Consider the following 17,251-nt stretch of genomic DNA (forward strand, 5'->3'; position numbering starts at 1 on the left):
GGAATCCGGAAGACCTTGTCACTTCACGCCGGCCACGGTCATTTCAGGAGATCCCGAATTCCTTGCCGATGAAGTCGAAGAGGTCGTCGTCCGTGGCGGACTCCAGCTCCTCGGCGACTCCGGCGCCGTCTTCCGGTCCTCGGTCGTCATTCCATTGCGCGAGCAGCGCCTGCAGTCGCGCGGTGATCCTGCTCCGGCCCTCGTCGTCCGGGGTGGCCCCGGACAGGGACTTCTCCAGCCCGTCCAGCTCCGCGAGCAGCGAGGTGACCGCCGTCGCGTCATCCGGCAGGATCTCGCCGCGCAGGTACTCGACCAGTGCGTTCGGTGTGGGGTAGTCGAAGACCAGCGTCGCCGGGAGCCGGACTCCGGTGGTCGCGTTCAGGCGGTTGCGCAGCTCCACGGCGGTCAGCGAGTCGAAGCCGACCTCGCTGAACGAGCGGGCCGGGTCGACCGTCTCCGGACCGGGGTAGCCGAGCACGGCCGCCACCTGGGTGCACACCAGCTCCAGCAGCACCTCTTCCCGCTCGGGCTCGGAGAGCCCGCCGAGCCGCTCCCGCAGCGCCTCGGCACCGGCCGCGGCGGCCGCCGCGGACTCGGCGGCGCGGCGGGCGGGCGCCCGGACGAGACCGCGGAAGAGCGCGGGCAGCATGCCGCTTCCGGCCTGTGCCCTGAGGGCGGCCATCTCCAGCGGCAGCGGTACCAGGAGGGCCTCGTCCGAACCCCGCGCGGCGTCGAACAGCTCCAGGCCGCTCTCGGCCGTGAGCACACCGACGCCTCCGCGGCGGATGCGGGCGATCTCGGCCTCGTCCAGCTCACCGCCCATGCCGCCGCCGGCCACGGACCACAGGCCCCAGGCGAGGGAGGTGGCGGGCAGGCCCTGTGCGGTGCGGTGCTGGGCGAGGGCGTCCAGGAAGGCGTTGGCCGCCGCGTAGTTGCCCTGGCCGGGGCCGCCGAAGACGCCGGAGGCCGAGGAGAACAGGACGAACGCGGCCAGGTCCGGGTGGTGGTCGCGGGTCAGCTCGTGGAGGTTCCACGCCGCGTCGGCCTTCGGGCGGGCCACGGTGGCCATGCGCTCGGGCGTCAGCGAGGCGATCACGCCATCGTCCAGGACACCTGCCGTGTGGATGACGGCGGTGAGGGGGTGGGCGGTGGGGATGGACTCAATGACCTCTGCGAGGGCGGTGCGGTCTGCGGCGTCGCAGGCCGCCCAGTGTGCTTCCGCGCCCAGCGCGGAGAGTTCCGCGGTGAGTTCGGACGCGCCCGGTGCCTGGTCGCCTCGGCGGCTGAGCAGGAGGAGGTGGCGTACGGCGTGGTTGGCCGCCAGGTGCTTGGCGACCAGGGTGCCCAGGGTGCCGGTGGCGCCCGTGATCAGGACCGTGCCGTCGGGGTTCCAGGCGGGTGCCTGGTTCTCCGCCGCCACGGCGGCCCGTGCCAGCCTCGGCGCCCGGACGACGCCGTCGCGGATGGCGGTTTGCGGTTCGCCTGTGGCCAGGGCGGCGGCCACGGTCTTCTGGGTCGCCTCGCCTTGGCCCTCGGTGTCCACCAGGACGATGCGGTCCGGGTTTTCCGCTTGGGCGGAGCGGACGAGGCCCCAGGCGGCGGCTTGGGCCGGGTCGGGGGCGGACTCGTCTGTGGCGGTGGTTACGGCGCCGGTGGTGAGGATGACCAGGCGGGTGTCGGCGAAGCGGTCGTTGTCCAGGTAGGTCTGGAGGAGGGTGAGGGTCTGGGTGGTGGTGCGGTGTGCGGCTTGGGTGGGGGTTTCCCCGATCCCGCCCCTTCCCGCAGCCATGGGCTCCGCCCCTGGACCCTGGTCCTCAAGCGCCGGACGGGCTTGAACGGGCAGCGGTACCACTACGTACTCCGGCAGCTCCGCGCCGGAATCGAGTGCCTCTGCCAGCGCCGTCAGGTCCTCGTAGGCCGTGAGGCCCAAGGTGCCGGGGCCCACGGCTGCCCAGCGGTCGGGGGCCACCTCGGCGGACGGCGACGCCGTCACCGGCGCCCAGTCCAGGCGGAACAGGGAGTCGGACGCGCCGCCCGGGCGGGCCGCGCCCAACTGGTCCGGGGAGACCGTGCGCAGGGCCAGGCCCTCGACCGATGCCACCGGGGTGCCCGTCACGTCGGCCAGTTCCAGCGACACCGTGCCCGTGGCCGTACCGGCAAGGCGTACGCGTAGCGCCGCGGCGCCGACCGCGTGCAGGGAGACGCCGGTCCAGGAGAAGGGCAGGCGGCCCTGGCCGGTGCCCTCCCCGGTCGTCCGGAGGCCCAGCGCGTGCAGCGCGGCGTCCAGCAGCGCCGGGTGCAGGCCGAACGCGGCGGCGTCGGACGTGCGGTCCTCCGGCAGCCGTACCTCGGCGAACACCTCGTCGTCGCGGCGCCAGGCGGCGGTCAGGCCCTGGAAGACCGGGCCGTAGTCGAAGCCCGATCCGGCCAGGCCCTCGTAGAGGCCCGCCACCTCGACCTTCTCGGCGTCGGCAGGCGGCCAGGCGGACAGGTCGAACGACGGGGCCGTGGCATCCGACTCCACCAGCGCGCCCGTGGCGTGGCGCAGCCACGGCTCGTCGGCCGGGGCGCCCTCGGTGCGGGAGTGCAGGGTCAGCGCGCGGCGGCCGGTGTCGTCGGGCGCGGCGAGCGCGAGCCGGAGCTGGACGGCGCCCTGGTCGGGCACGATCAGCGGGGCTTCCAGGGTCAGTTCGTCCAGGCGGTCGCAGCCCGCGTGGTCCCCGGCGCGCAGCGCCAGCTCCACGAACGCGGTGCCGGGCAGCAGCACCGTGCCCATCACGGCGTGGTCGGCCAGCCAGGGCTGGGTCTGCAGGGAGAGCCGTCCGGTGAAGGCGATGCCGTCCGAGTCGGGCAGTTCCACCGCGGCGCCCAGCAGCGGGTGACCGGCCGCGTGCAGGCCGATCGCGGTGGCGTCGCCGCCGACCGGTCCGGCGTTCAGCCAGAACGAGCGGCGCTGGAAGGCGTACGTCGGCAGGTCGACCCGGTGCGGGCGGTACGGCGCGTACAGCGCGGTGAAGTCCACGGCGGCGCCCCGGACCTGGGCGGTGCCGACCGCCGTGAGCAGCGTCTCGGTCTCCGGCCGGCCGCCGCGCAGGGCGGTGGCGAAGGAGCCGCCGTCCTCGGTGACGCAGTCCTGCGCCATCGCGGTCAGCACCCCCTCGGGGCCGAGTTCCAGGTAGGTGGTGACGCCCTGGGTTTCCAGGGTGCGGACGCCGTCCAGGAAGCGGACCGCTTCGCGGACGTGGCGCACCCAGAAGTCGCCCGTCGTGATCTCCTCGGCGGCCACCACGCCACCGGTCAGATTCGACACGATCGGGATCTTCGGAGCCTGGTACGCCAGCCCCTGCGCCACCTCGCGGAAGGCGTCCAGCATGCCGTCCATATGGGGCGAGTGGAAGGCGTGGCTGACGGTGAGGCGTTTGGTCTTGCGGCCCTCCGCCTCGAACGACGCCGCGATCTCCAGCGCCGCGTCCTCGTCGCCCGCGACCACGACCGAGGTCGGGCCGTTGACGGCCGCGATGCTCACGCGCTTGCCGAGCTGCGGGGTCACCTCGTCCTCGGACGCCTGGACGGCGATCATCGCGCCACCGGCCGGGAGCCGCTGCATCAACCGCCCACGAGCGGCCACCAGCTTCGCCGCGTCCGCCAGCGAGAGCACACCGGCCACATGCGCGGCGGCCAGCTCGCCGATGGAGTGGCCGGACAGGTAGTCCGGCTTCACGCCCCAGGTCTCGACCAGGCGGAACAGCGCCACCTCGACCGCGAACAGCGCGGGCTGGGTGAACCCGGTCCGGTCCAGCTCCTCGGCGTCGTCCCCGAACAGCACGTCACGAAGCGGCCGCTCCAGATGTGCGTCCAGCGCGTCGCAGACCGCGTCCAGCGCCTCGGCGAACGCCGGATAGGCGTCGTACAGCTCACGGCCCATGCCGAGCCGCTGGCTGCCCTGTCCGGTGAACAGGACGGCCAGCTTGCCGCCCTCGGCCGCCGCGCCCTCGACCAGCCCGGTCGCGGTGCGGCCCTCGGCGAGGGCGTCGAGACCGGCCAGGAAGCCGTCCCGGCCCGCGGCGACGAGCGTCGCCCGGTGCTCGAAGGACACGCGGGAGGTGGCCAGCGAGTGGCCGATGTCGGCGAGGGACAGCTCGGGGTGGTCGGCCACATGGGCCCGGAGCCGGGCCCCCTGGGCGCGCAGCGCCTCGGGGGTCTTGGCGGACATCGTCCACGGCAGCGCGGACGGCTCCACGGACGGCTCGCCGGCCGGAAGCGCGGACACCGCCGCCGGTTCGGGCTCCGGCATCTGCTCGATGATGGCGTGCGCGTTGGTGCCGCTCATGCCGAAGGAGGAGATACCGGCCCGGCGCGGACGCCCGGTCTCCGGCCACTCCCGCGCCTCGCTCAGCAGCGAGACCGCACCCGACTCCCAGTCCACATGCGGCGAGGGCTCATCGATGTGCAGCGACTTCGGCAGGACGCCATGCCGCATCGCCAGCACCATCTTGATGATGCCCGCGACACCCGCCGCCGCCTGCGTGTGACCGAAGTTGGACTTGATCGAGCCCAGCCACAGCGGCTGGTCCTCGGTCTTCTCCTTGCCGTAGGTGGCCAGCAGCGCCTGCGCCTCGATCGGGTCACCCAGCGTCGTACCCGTGCCATGCGCCTCGACCGCGTCCACGTCACGAGCCGACAGACCCGCGTTCGCCAGCGCCTGACGGATCACCCGCTGCTGCGAGGGACCGTTCGGCGCCGTCAGACCGTTGGACGCACCGTCCTGGTTGACCGCCGTGCCCCGCACGACCGCCAGCACCCGGTGACCGTTCTTCTTCGCGTCCGACAGCCGCTCCACCAGCAGCATGCCCACGCCCTCACCCCAGGCCGTGCCGTCGGCGGCGGCGGCGAACGGCTTGCAGCGGCCGTTCCTGGCCAGTCCGCGCTGGCGGCTGAACTCGGTGAACACATCGGGGGTGGTGATGATGGTGACACCGCCCGCGAGGGCCATGGTGCACTCGCCGTTGCGCAGCGCCTGCGCCGCCAGGTGCAGCGCCACCAGCGACGACGAGCAGGCCGTGTCGACCGTGACGGCCGGGCCCTCGAAGCCGAAGGTGTACGCCACCCGGCCGGAGGCGATGCTGCTGGAGCCACCGGTGCCGAGGTAGCCCTCGACGCCTTCCGGGACAGTGTGCAGCCGCGACACATAGTCGTTGTGCATCTGGCCGACGAACACGCCGACCTGCTTGCCGCGCAGGGCGCCCGGGTCCAGGCCCGCCCGCTCGAAGGACTCCCAGGAGGTCTCCAGCAGCAGCCGCTGCTGGGGGTCCATGGCGAGCGCCTCGCGCGGGTTGATGCCGAAGAAGGCCGGGTCGAAGTGGTGGGCGTCGTAGTAGAAGCCGCCCTCGCGGGCGTACGAGGTGCCGGGCCGGTCCGGGTCCGGGTCGTAGAACGCGTCGAGGTCCCAGCCGCGGTCCTCCGGCAGCCGGGCGATACCGTCCCGGCCCTCGGCCAGCAGCTCCCACAGCTCCTCGGGGGTGCGCACATCCCCGGGGAAGCGGCAGCTCATCGCGATGATCGCGATCGGGTCGTCCTCGTCGGCCACACCACCCGCAGGGCCTTCCGCCCGGGCGGGGACGGCCGCGGCCGCCTCGGAGCCGAGCAGCTCCTCCAGCAGATATCCGGCGAGCGCGGTGGGCGTCGGGTAGTCGAAGACCAGCGTGGCGGGCAGCCGCAGCCCGGCGGCGCCGCCGAGGCGGTTGCGGAACTCCACCGCGGTCAGCGAGTCGAAGCCGAGGTCCTTGAAGGCCCGGCTCGCCTCGACCGCGTCGGGCGAGTCATGGCCGAGCACCACGGCCACCTGGGCGCGCACCAGGTCGAGCAGGGTCTGCTCGCGCTCGGCCGCGTCCTGCCGGACCAGCCGCTCCACCAGCGAGGAGCCGTCCTGGGCCGCGCCCGATTCGGCGGTGCGGCGGGTCGTACCGCCGCGCACCAGACCGCGCAGCAGCGGCGGCACCATCTCGATGGGCGCGCCGGTGAGCGGCGCCAGGTCGAGCTGCATCGGCACCAGGAAGGCGTCGCCCACCTCCTGGGCGGCGTCGAACAGCGCCAGGCCCTCGTCGGAGGACAGGCCGAGCACACCGGAGCGGGTCATCCGGGACTTGTCGGTGGCCTCCAGCTCACCGGTCATCCCGCTGGCCTCGGCCCACAGGCCCCAGGCCAGCGAGGTGGCGGCCAGGCCCTGGGCCTGGCGGTGGCGGGCCAGGGCGTCCAGGAAGGAGTTGGCCGCCGCGTAGTTGGCCTGCCCGGGGCCGCCGAACGTTCCGGCGGCGGAGGAGAACAGGACGAACGCGGCGAGGTCCTGGTCGCGGGTCAGCTCGTGCAGGTTCACGGCCGCGTCCACCTTGGGGCGCAGCACCTTCTCCAGCCGCTCCGGTGTCAGCGAGTCGATCACACCGTCGTCCAGCACACCGGCGGTGTGCACGACGGCGGTCAGCGGATGCCCGGCGGGGATGTCGGCCAGGACGGCGGCGAGCGCGTCCCGGTCGGCGGCGTCGCAGGCGGCGATGGTGACCTCGGCGCCCAACTCACGCAGTTCGGCGGCGAGTTCGGCCGCGCCGGCGGCCTGCTCACCGCGCCGGCTGGTGAGCACCAGGCGGCGGGCGCCGCGCTCGGTCACCGCGTGCCGGGCGACCAGGCCGCCCAGGGTGCCGGTGCCGCCGGTGATCAGCACCGTGCCGTCCGGGTGCCACGGGGCGGGCACGGTGAGCACGACCTTGCCGATGTGGCGGGCCTGGCTGAGGTAGCGGAACGCGTCCGGGGCCTGCCGCAGATCCCATGCGGTGATCGGCAGCGCCCGCAGCGCGCCCCGCCGGAACAGCTCCAGCAGCTCGCACAGCATCTCCTGGATGCGGTCCAGGCCCGCCTCGGTCAGGTCGAACGCCTGGTAGGAGACGCCGGGGTAGGCGGCGGCGACCTCTTCCGGGAGCCGGACGTCGGTCTTGCCCATCTCGACGAACCGGCCGCCGCGCGGCAGCAGCCGCAGCGACGCGTCCACGAACTCCCGGGCCAGCGAGTCCAGCACCACATCGACGCCGCGACCGCCGCTGGCCTCGCGGAACGTCTCCTCGAAGGCCAGGTCGCGGGAGGAAGCGATGCGGTCGTCGGCCAGCCCCAGCGAGCGCAGGGTGTCCCACTTGCCCTGGCTGGCGGTGGCATAGACGTCCACGCCCCAGTGGCGGGCCAGTTGCACGGCGGCCATGCCGACGCCACCGGCGGCGGCGTGCACCAGCAGCGACTCGCCGCCCTGGAGGTCGGCCAGGTCGCGCAGCGCGTAGTAGGCCGTCATGAAGACGATCGGCACCGACGCGGCCTGGGCGAACGACCAGCCCTCGGGCATCGGCGCGATCATGCGGCGGTCCACGACCACCAGCGGGCCGAAGCCACCGGGCAGCATGCCCATCACCCGGTCGCCGGGCGCCAGATCGGTGACGTCCGGGCCGGTCTCGAGGACGACACCGGCGCCCTCGCTGCCCATCAGGCCCGCGTCGCCGGGGTACATGCCGAGCGCGTTGAGCACATCGCGGAAGTTCACACCGGCGGCCCGGACCGCGACCCGCACCTGGCCCGTCTCCAGCGGCGCGGCGGCCTCCGGGCTGGGCAGCAGGGTGAGGTTCTCCAGGGTGCCCTTGTCCTGGATGTCCAGGCGCCAGGCCGGCTCGCCGGGCGGCGGCACCATGGGCCCACTGGCGGCGGTGCGCGCCAGCCGGGGGGCGTGTACGGCGCCCCGGCGCAGCACGAACTGCGGCTCGCCGGAGGCGATCGCGGTGCCCAGCGCCTCGTAGGAGGCGTCGGTGCCGTCGAGGTCCACCAGCACCAGCCGGTCCGGGTTCTCCGACTGCGCCGAGCGCACCAGACCCCACGCGGGAGCGTGGGCCAGGTCGTGGGTACCGGCGTCGCCCGCGGTGGCCACCGCGCCCCGGGTGACGAGCACGAGCTGGGACGCCGCGAACCGGTCGTCGGCCAGCCACGCCCGTACGAGCGCCAGTGTCCGCTGAGTGGCGGTGTGGACGGCGGCGGTCACCTCGTCATCGGTGGCGCCGCGCGGGTCGAGGTAGGTCAGGACGTACGCGGGCGCGTCCCCGGCCGCGGCCAGCGCGTCCAGATCGGCGTGGACCGCGGCACCCGAGGTCAGCGCGGCGGGCGCGCCCTCGCCGAGCACCGTCCACGCCGCGGTGGCCGCGCCGTCCGTGGCCAGTGGCACGGTGGCCCAGTCCAGCCGGTACAGCGACTCGTGGTACGCGGCGGACCGGCCGTCCGCGAGCTGTCCGGCCGAGACCGGGCGCAGCGCGAGCTGCTCGACCGAGGCCACCGGGGCACCGGTGCCGTCGGCCAGCTCCAGCGCCACCCCGTCGGCCCCGGCCGGGGTCAGCCGGACCCGGAGCGTGTCGGCGCCGACCGCGTGCAGCGACACCCCGTTCCAGGAGAACGGCAGCCGCCCCTGCTCATCGCCGCCCGCACGGGCGAACGTGCTGTGCAGCGCGGCGTCCAGCAGCGCCGGGTGCAGCCCGAACGCGGTGGCCTCGGACGTGCGGTCCTCCGGCAGCCGCACCTCGGCGAACACCTCGTCGCCGCGCAGCCAGGCCGCGCTCAGCCCCTGGAACATCGGCCCGTACGCGAAGCCGCCCTGCGCCAGGTGCTCGTAGAGCCCCTCGACCTCAGCGGGTTCGGCGCCCGGCGGCGGCCATGCGGTCAGGTCGAACGAGGGCCGCGGCGCACCGGCCACCAGCACACCGCCGGCATGGCGGATCCACGGCATCTCGGCGGGCGCGTCCTGCGCCCGCGAGTACAGCTCCAGCGTGCGGTGCCCGGCCTGCTGCAGGGCGCCCACGACGATCTGCAACTGGACCGCGCCGCGCTCGGGCAGGACCAGCGGCGCCTCGATGGTCAGCTCGTCCAGCCGGTCGCAGCCCACCTGGTCACCGGCGCGGATGGCCAGCTCGACGAAGGCGGTGCCGGGCAGCAGGACGGTGCCCATGACGGCGTGGTCGGCCAGCCACGGGTGGCTTTCGAGGGAGAGCCGGCCGGTGAACAGGAAGCCGTCGGAGTCCGCCAGCGGCACGGCGGCGCCCAGCAGCGGATGGTCGGCCCGGTCCAGGCCCGCCGACTCCACGTCGCCCACGAAGCCCGCGGGGGACGTCAGCCAGAAGCGGCGGTGCTGGAAGGCGTAGGTCGGCAGGTCGACGCGGTGGGCGCCGGTCCCGGCGAAGTACGCGGACCAGTCCGGCGTCACCCCGCGGACCTGCAGGGCGGCGAGGGCGGTGGCGACGGTCTCGGCCTCGGGACGGCCGCCGCGCAGCGTGGCGGCGAAACCGGCCACGTCCGCGTCGGCGAGGCAGTCCTGGCCCATGGCGGACAGCACACCGTCGGGGCCGAGTTCGAGGTAGGTGGTGACGCCCTGGGCTTCCAACGTCCGTACGCCGTCGAGGAAGCGCACGGCCTGACGGACGTGGCGCACCCAGAAGTCCGGGCTGGTGATCTCCTCAGCGGAGACCACGGTCCCAGTCAGGTTGGAGACGATCGGAATGCGCGGGGCCTCGTACGACAGCCCCTCGGCCACCTCACGGAACGCCTCCAGCATCCCGTCCATACGCGGCGAGTGGAACGCATGGCTGACCGTAAGCCGCTTCGTTTTCCGACCCTGCGCCTCGAACGACGCGGCGATCTCCAGCGCCGCGTCCTCGTCGCCCGCGACCACGACTGAGGTCGGGCCGTTGAGGGCGGCGATGCTGACCCGCTCGGTGAGCAGCGGCAGCACCTCGTCCTCGGACGCCTGGACGGCGATCATCGCGCCACCGGCAGGCAACGCCTGCATCAGGCGGCCACGCGCGGCCACCAGCTTCGCCGCGTCCGCGAGCGAGAGCACACCGGCCACATGGGCGGCGGCCAGCTCCCCGATGGAGTGGCCGGAGAGGAAGTCGGGCCGCAGACCCCACGCCTCGGCCAGGTGGAACAGCGCGACCTCGAGGGCGAACAGCGCGGGCTGGGTGAACCCGGTCTGGTCCAGCTCCTCGGCATCGGTCCCGAACAGCACGTCACGAAGCGGCCGCTCCAGATGTGCGTCCAGCTCGTCGCAGACCGCGTCCAGCGCCTCGGCGAACGCCGGGTAGGCGTCGTACAGCTCACGGCCCATGCCGAGCCGCTGGCTGCCCTGCCCGGTGAACAGGAACGCCACCTTGCCGTCCGCCACCGCGCCCTGCACCAGCCCCGACGCCGACTCGCCACGCGCCAGCGCCTCCAGGCCCGAGATCAGCGCCGCACGGTCCTGGCCGACCACGACGGCACGGTGGTCCAGTGCGGCACGGGTGGTCGCGAGCGAGTACGCCAGGTCGGTCGGCGACAGCTCCGGCCGCCGCTCCAGGTCGGCGAGCAGCCGCTCGGCCTGCGCCCGCAGTGCGTCGGCGCTCTTGCCGGACACCAGCCAGGGCAGCACGGACGGCCGGGCGGCCGGAAGCGCGGACGCCTCGGCCGGTTCGGGCTCCGGCGCCTGCTCGATGATGGCGTGCGCGTTGGTGCCGCTGACACCGAAGGAGGAGATACCGGCCCGGCGCGGACGCCCGGTCTCCGGCCACTCCCGCGCCTCGGTCAGCAGCGAGACCGCGCCCGACTCCCAGTCCACATGCGGCGAGGGCTCGTTGATGTACAGCGACTGGGGCAGGACGCCGTGGTCCATCGCCTGCACCATCTTGATGATGCCCGCGACACCCGCCGCCGCCTGCGTGTGACCGAAGTTGGACTTGATCGAGCCCAGCCACAGCGGCTGGTCCTCGGTCTTCTCCTTGCCGTAGGTGGCCAGCAGCGCCTGCGCCTCGATCGGGTCACCCAGCGTCGTACCCGTGCCATGCGCCTCGACCGCGTCCACGTCACGAGCCGACAGACCCGCGTTCGCCAGCGCCTGACGAATCACCCGCTGCTGGGACGGGCCATTGGGCGCCGTCAGACCGTTGGACGCACCGTCCTGGTTGACCGCCGTGCCCCGCACGACCGCCAGCACCCGGTGACCGTTCTTCTTCGCGTCCGACAGCCGCTCCACCAGCAGCATGCCGACACCCTCGGCCCAGCCGGTGCCGTCCGCGTCGCCCGAGAATGCCTTGCAGCGGCCGCTGGTCGACAGTCCGCCCTGGCGGCTGAAGTCGATGAAGGTGTCCGGGGTGGACATGACGGTGACACCGCCCGCGAGGGCCATGGTGCACTCGCCGCTGCGCAGGGCCTGCGCCGCCAGGTGCAGCGCCACCAGCGACGACGAGCACGCCGTGTCGATGGTGACCGCGGGGCCTTCGAGACCGAAGGTGTAGGCCACCCGGCCGGAGGCGACACTGCCCGCCGTGCCGGTGCCGAGGTAGCCCTCCAGGCCCTCCGGCAGGGCGGTCAGCCGGGAGAGGTAGTCGTGGTACATGACGCCCGCGAAGACGCCGGTCTTGCTGCCGCGCACGGTCGCCGGGTCGATCCCGGCCCGCTCGAACGCCTCCCAGGAACTCTCCAGCAGCAGCCGCTGGTGCGGGTCCATGGCGAGGGCCTCGCGCGGGTTGATCCCGAAGAAGTCGGGGTCGAACTCGCCCGCGTCGTAGAGGAATCCGCCCTCGATGGTGGCACTGGTGCCGGTTTGCTCGGGGTCGTCGCCCAGCAGCCCGTCGAGCTGCCAGCCGCGGTCGGTCGGGAAGCCGGAGATGGCGTCCACCGAGCCGGTGACGAGCTGCCACAGCTCCTCGGGGCTGGTGACCCCGCCCGGGTAGCGGCAGCTCATGCCGACGATGGCGATGGGCTCGTCGTCGCCGACGGCCACGGTGGCGGCGGGGGCCGCCGCGGCCTCGTCGGCCTGGTCGCCCAGGATCTCGGTGCGCAGGAAACCGGCGAGCGAGGTGGGCGTCGGGTAGTCGAAGACAAGGGTGGCCGGGAGCCGTACGCCCGTGACGGCGCCGAGGCGGTTGCGCAGCTCGACGGCGGTGAGCGAGTCGAAGCCCAGCTCCTTGAACGCGCGCCCGGCGCCGACGGCCTCGGGGCCCGCGTAGCCGAGGACCGCGGCGACCTGGCCGCAGACGATCTCCAGCAGCAGCCGGTCGCGCTCGGGGACGGACAGTCCCAGCAGCCGCTCCGCGAGCCCGCCGGGGGCCGCGCCGCCGCCCGGCTCCACCACCCGGCGGCCGGGGGCCCGCACCAGGCCGCGCAGCAGCGCCGGGACCATGCCGGCGTCGGCGTGGCGCAGCGGCGCCAGGTCCAGGTGCATGGGGACGAGCGTGGGGGCGCCCACCGCGAGGGCGGTGTCCAGGAGGGCGAGGCCCTCCTCGGAGGAGAGGGCGGCCACTCCGGCGCGGGTGATGCGCTGGATGTCGGTGTCGTCCAGGTCGCCGGTCATCCCGCTGCGCTCGGCCCACAGACCCCAGGCGAGGGCGGTGGCGGGCAGCCCCTGGGCGCGGCGCCGGTGGGCGAGGCCGTCCAGGAAGGCGTTGGCGGCCGCGTAGTTGGCCTGGCCGGGGCCGCCGAGGGTGCCGGCGGCGGCGGAGAACAGCACGAACGCCGATAGATCCGGGTTGTCGCGGGTCAGCTCGTGCAGATTCCACGCGGCGTCGACCTTGGGCGGCAGAACGCGGTCGACGCGCTCGGCGGTCAGCGAGCCGATCACACCGTCGTCCAGCACGCCCGCCGTGTGCACCACGGCGGTCAGCGGATGCTCGGCCGGGATGGCGGCCAGGGCCGCGGCGAGCGCGGTGCGGTCGGCCACGTCGCAGGCGGTGAGGGTGACGTCGGCGCCCGACGCGCGCAGTTCGGCGACGAGTTCGGCGGCGCCGTGGGCGTCGGCCCCGCGCCTGCTGAGCAGCAGGAGGTGGCGTACGCCGTGCTCGGTGACCAGATGGCGGGCGACGAGCCCGCCGAGGGTGCCGGTGGCGCCGGTGACCAGGGCGGTGCCCTCGGGGTCGAGCGCGGGGACGGTCTGCTCGGGGTCGGAGGCGACCTTGGCCAGCCGCGGGACGACCACGGTCCCGGCGCGGACCGCGAGCTGCGATTCGCCGGTGGCCAGGGCGGGGGCGAACCCACGGTAGGACTCATCGGTCCCTACAGCGCTGTCCAAGTCCATCAGCACGAAGCGGTCCGGGTTCTCGGACTGCGCGGAGCGCAGCAGACCCCACAGCGGGGCGTGGACCAGGTCCTCGGTGTCCGCGTCGGCGGAGGTGGCGACGGCGCCGCGGGTGGCGATCACCAGCCGGGAGCCCTCGAAGCGGGCGTCGGCGAGCCAGCTTTGGACCAGCTCCAGCGCGCGGTGCAGGGCCTCGCGTACGGCTTCCTCGACGGGACGGTCCGTCTCGTCCGCGAAGAACGGGGCGACGACGGCTTGCGGCAGCGGGGTCCCGGCGTCCACGGCCTCGCCGAGCGCGGCCAGGTCGGCGTAGCCGGCGGCGGTGGGCAGGGCGGCGGCGAGCTCGGGGTGCTCGGCGCCGAGGACCGCCCACTGCCCGGCCACGACGGTGGTGGCGGCGGGCACCGGGGCGGGGGTCCACTCGACGCGGAACAGCGCCTCGTGGAAGGCGGCGCGCGCGGCGTGCACCTGGTCGGGCGAGACGGGGCGCAGCAGCAGCGAGTCGACGGAGGCGACGGGGGCGCCGCTCTCGTCCGTGACCAGCACGGCCACGGCGTCCTGCCCGGCGGGCGAGAGCCGGACGCGCAGCGTGGCGGCGCCGACGGCGTGGAGCCGGACGCCGCTCCAGGAGAAGGGGAGGCGGCCGTGTTCGGTGTCCTCCAGGAGGGAGCCGATACCCACGGCGTGCAGGGCCGCGTCCAGCAGCGCGGGGTGCAGTCCGAACAGCTCGGCCTCGGCGCGGGCGCTCTCGGGCAGCCGCACCTCGGCGTACACCTGGTCCTCGTGCTGCCAGGCGCCCTGGAGGCCCTGGAAGACGGGGCCGTAGGCGAATCCGGTCTCGGCGAGCCAGTCGTAGAGCCCGTCCACGGGGACCTCGGTGGCACCGGCCGGCGGCCATGCGGCGAGGTTCTCGGCATAGTCGGAGGGCGTGGTGGCGCCGGTGCCGAGCACACCGGTGGCGTGGCGGGTCCACTCGCCCTCGCCCCAGGTGCCGTCGGCGGCGTCCTCCAGGCGCGAGTGCAGGGTCAGCGAGCGGCGGCCGGTCTCGTCCGGGGCGCCCACGGACACCTGGAGCTGGACGCCGCCCTGCGGGGGCAGGACCAGCGGGGCTTCGAGGGTGAGTTCCTCCAGGACGTCCGCGCCGACGTGGTCACCGGCGCGGATGGCCAGCTCCACGAAGGCGGTGCCGGGCAGCAGCACGGTGTCCATGACGGCGTGGTCGGCCAGCCACGGGTGGGTCTGGAGGGACAGCCGGCCGGTGAAGAGGAATCCGGCGGCGTCGGCGAGCGACACGGCGGCGCCGAGCAGCGGATGGTCGGCGGAGCCGAGTCCGGCGGCGGTGACGTCGCCGGTCCAGGGGCCGGGCGGCTCGGGCCAGTACAGTTCGCGCTGGAAGGCGTAGGTGGGCAGTTCGACGCGGCGGGCGCCGGAGCCCTCGAAGACCGCGGCCCAGTCGACGGCCACGCCGTGGACGTGGGCGCGGGCGAGCGCACCGGCCAGGGCGGTGGCCTCGGGGCGGTCGCCGCGCAGCAAGGGGACGAACACGGCGCCGTCGGACGTGACGCAGTCCTGCGCCATGGCGGAGAGCACCCCGTCGGGGCCCAGCTCCACAAAGGCGCCGACGTCGTACTCCTCGAGCCGGCGGATGCCGTCGGTGAAGCGGACCGCCTCACGGACGTGCCGGACCCAGTAGTCGGGCGAGCAGATCTCGTCGGCGGAGACCGAGCCGCCGGTCAGGTTGGAGATGATGGGGATGACCGGCGGGGCGTAGGTCACCTGCCGGGCGACCTCGCGGAAGGGCTCCAGCATCCCGTCCATGCGGGGCGAGTGGAACGCGTGGCTGACGGTGAGCCGCTTGGTCTTGCGGCCCCGAGACTGGAACGACTCCGCGATGGCGACGGCCGTGTCCTCGTCACCGGCGATGACGACCGAGGTGGGCCCGTTGAGCGCGGCGATGGAAACCCGCTCGGTGAGCAGCGGCGCCACCTCGTCCTCGGACGCCTGGATCGCGATCATCGCGCCACCGGCGGGCAGTTCCTCCATCAGCCGGCCACGGGCGGCCACCAGCTTCGCCGCGTCCGCGAGCGACAGCACACCGGCCACATGCGCGGCGGCCAGTTCGCCGATGGAGTGGCCGACGAGGAAGTCGGGCTTCACACCCCAGCTTTCCAGCAGCCGGAACAGCGCCACTTCGAGGGCGAACAGCGCGGGCTGGGTGTAGCCGGTGCGGTCCAGCAGTCCGCTGTCGTCGCCGAACATCACCTCGCGCAGCGGCCGCTGGAGGTGCTGGTCGAGCGCGGCGCACACCTCGTCCAGGGCGCGGGCGAAGGCCGGGACGGCCGCGTACAGCTCACGGCCCATTCCGGTGCGCTGGCTGCCCTGGCCGGTGAAGAGGAACGCGACCTTGCCCTCGCCGACCTCGCCACGCACGACGCCGCCCGCGGGGGCGTCCTCGGCGAGCTCGGCCAGTCCGCGGAGCAGGTCCTCGCGGCCGCCCTCGCCCGCGAGGACCACGGCGCGGTGGTCCAGCGCGGCGCGGGTGGTGGCCAGCGAGTGGGCCAGGTCGACCAGGCCGAGGTCCGGCGCGTCCTGCACATGGGCGGTGAGCCGCTCGGCCTGGGCGCGCAGCGCCGCCGCGCTCTGGGCGGACACCAGCACCGGCACCAGACCGCCGACGCCGGTCCACTCCGAGGGCGTCGCGTCGCCGTCGGGGGCCTCGCGGTCCTCGGCGGGCGCCTGCTCGATGACGGTGTGCGCGTTGGTACCGCTCACGCCGAAGGAGGAGATGCCCGCGCGGCGCGGCTGGCCGGTCTCCGGCCACGGGGTGTTCTCGGTGAGCAGGGAGACGGCGCCGGCCGTCCAGTCCACGTCCCGGGAGGGCGCGTCGACGTGCAGGGTCCTGGGCAGCACGCCGTGCTCGATGGCCTTGACCATCTTGATGATGCCGGCGACACCGGCCGCGGCCTGGGTGTGGCCGAAGTTGGACTTGATCGAGCCGAGCCACAGCGGGCGGCCCTCGGCCCGGTTCTGCCCGTACGTGGCGAGCAGGGCCTGGGCCTCGATGGGGTCGCCGAGGCTGGTGCCGGTGCCGTGTGCCTCGACGGCGTCCACCTGGGCGGGGGTGAGCCGGGCGTCGGTGAGCGCCTGGCGGATGACGCGCTGCTGGGACGGGCCGTTGGGCGCGGTCAGACCGTTGGACGCGCCGTCCTGGTTGATCGCGGAGCCACGCACGATGGCGAGCACCGGGTGGCCGTTCTTCCGCGCGTCCGACAGCCGCTCGACGAGCAGCATGCCCACGCCCTCGCCCCAGCCGGTGCCGTCCGCGCCGTCGGCGAACGCCTTGCAGCGGCCGTCGGGCGCCAGGCCCCGCTGGCGGCTGAAGTTGATGAACGCCCGCGGGCTGTTCATCACCGTGACACCACCGGCGAGCGCCATCGAGCACTCGCCGCCTCGCAGCGCCTGGATGGCCAGGTGCAGCGCCACCAGCGACGCCGAGCAGGCGGTGTCGACGGTGAGCGCCGGGCCCTCCAGACCGAAGGTGTAGGAGATCCGGCCGGAGATGACACTGGCCGCGTTGCCGGTGAGCAGATACTGCTCCACGCCCTGCGGCAGCGTGTGCATCAGCTCCGGGTAGTCCTGGCCGTTGGTGCCGACGAAGACACCGGCCTTGCTGCCGCGGAGCGTGGCCGGGTCGATCCCGGCCCGCTCGAACGCCTCCCAGGACGTCTCCAGCAGCAGCCGCTGCTGCGGGTCCATGCCGAGGGTCTCGCGCGGGCTGATCCCGAAGAACGCGGCGTCGAACTCGCCCGCGCCCTCCAGGAATCCGCCCTTGTCGGTGTAGCTGGTGCCCTGCTGGTCGGGATCGGCGTCGAAGAGCGCGTCGGTGTCCCAGCCACGGTCCGTGGGGAAGTCCGCGATGGCGTCGCCGCCCGCGGCCACGAGCTCCCACAGCTGCTCCGGAGACGTGACGCCTCCGGGGAACCGGCAGCTCATGCCGACGATCGCGATCGGCTCAGGCTCCTGCGACTCGACCTCGCGAAGACGCTGCCGCGTCTGGTGCAGATCGGCAGTTACCCGCTTGAGGTAGTCGAGGATCTTGTCCTGATCCGCCATTGGAGTCTCACCCATGCTTCTCGT

General features: G+C 74.1%; 1 protein-coding gene. It reads right to left on the bottom strand.

Going from position 1 to position 17,251, the window contains the following annotated elements; translation table 11 throughout:
• Positions 1-43 precede the first annotated feature (43 nt).
• Positions 44-17,242 (bottom strand): type I polyketide synthase, encoded by a 17,199-nt coding sequence (locus AS97_RS17650; RefSeq protein ID WP_247204404.1) that lies wholly within the window; start codon positions 17,240-17,242, stop codon positions 44-46.
• Between the last annotated feature and the right edge of the window lie 9 nt (positions 17,243-17,251).

Source organism: Streptomyces sp. AgN23 (genome assembly GCF_001598115.1).
GTDB classification, from domain to species: domain Bacteria; phylum Actinomycetota; class Actinomycetes; order Streptomycetales; family Streptomycetaceae; genus Streptomyces; species Streptomyces antimycoticus.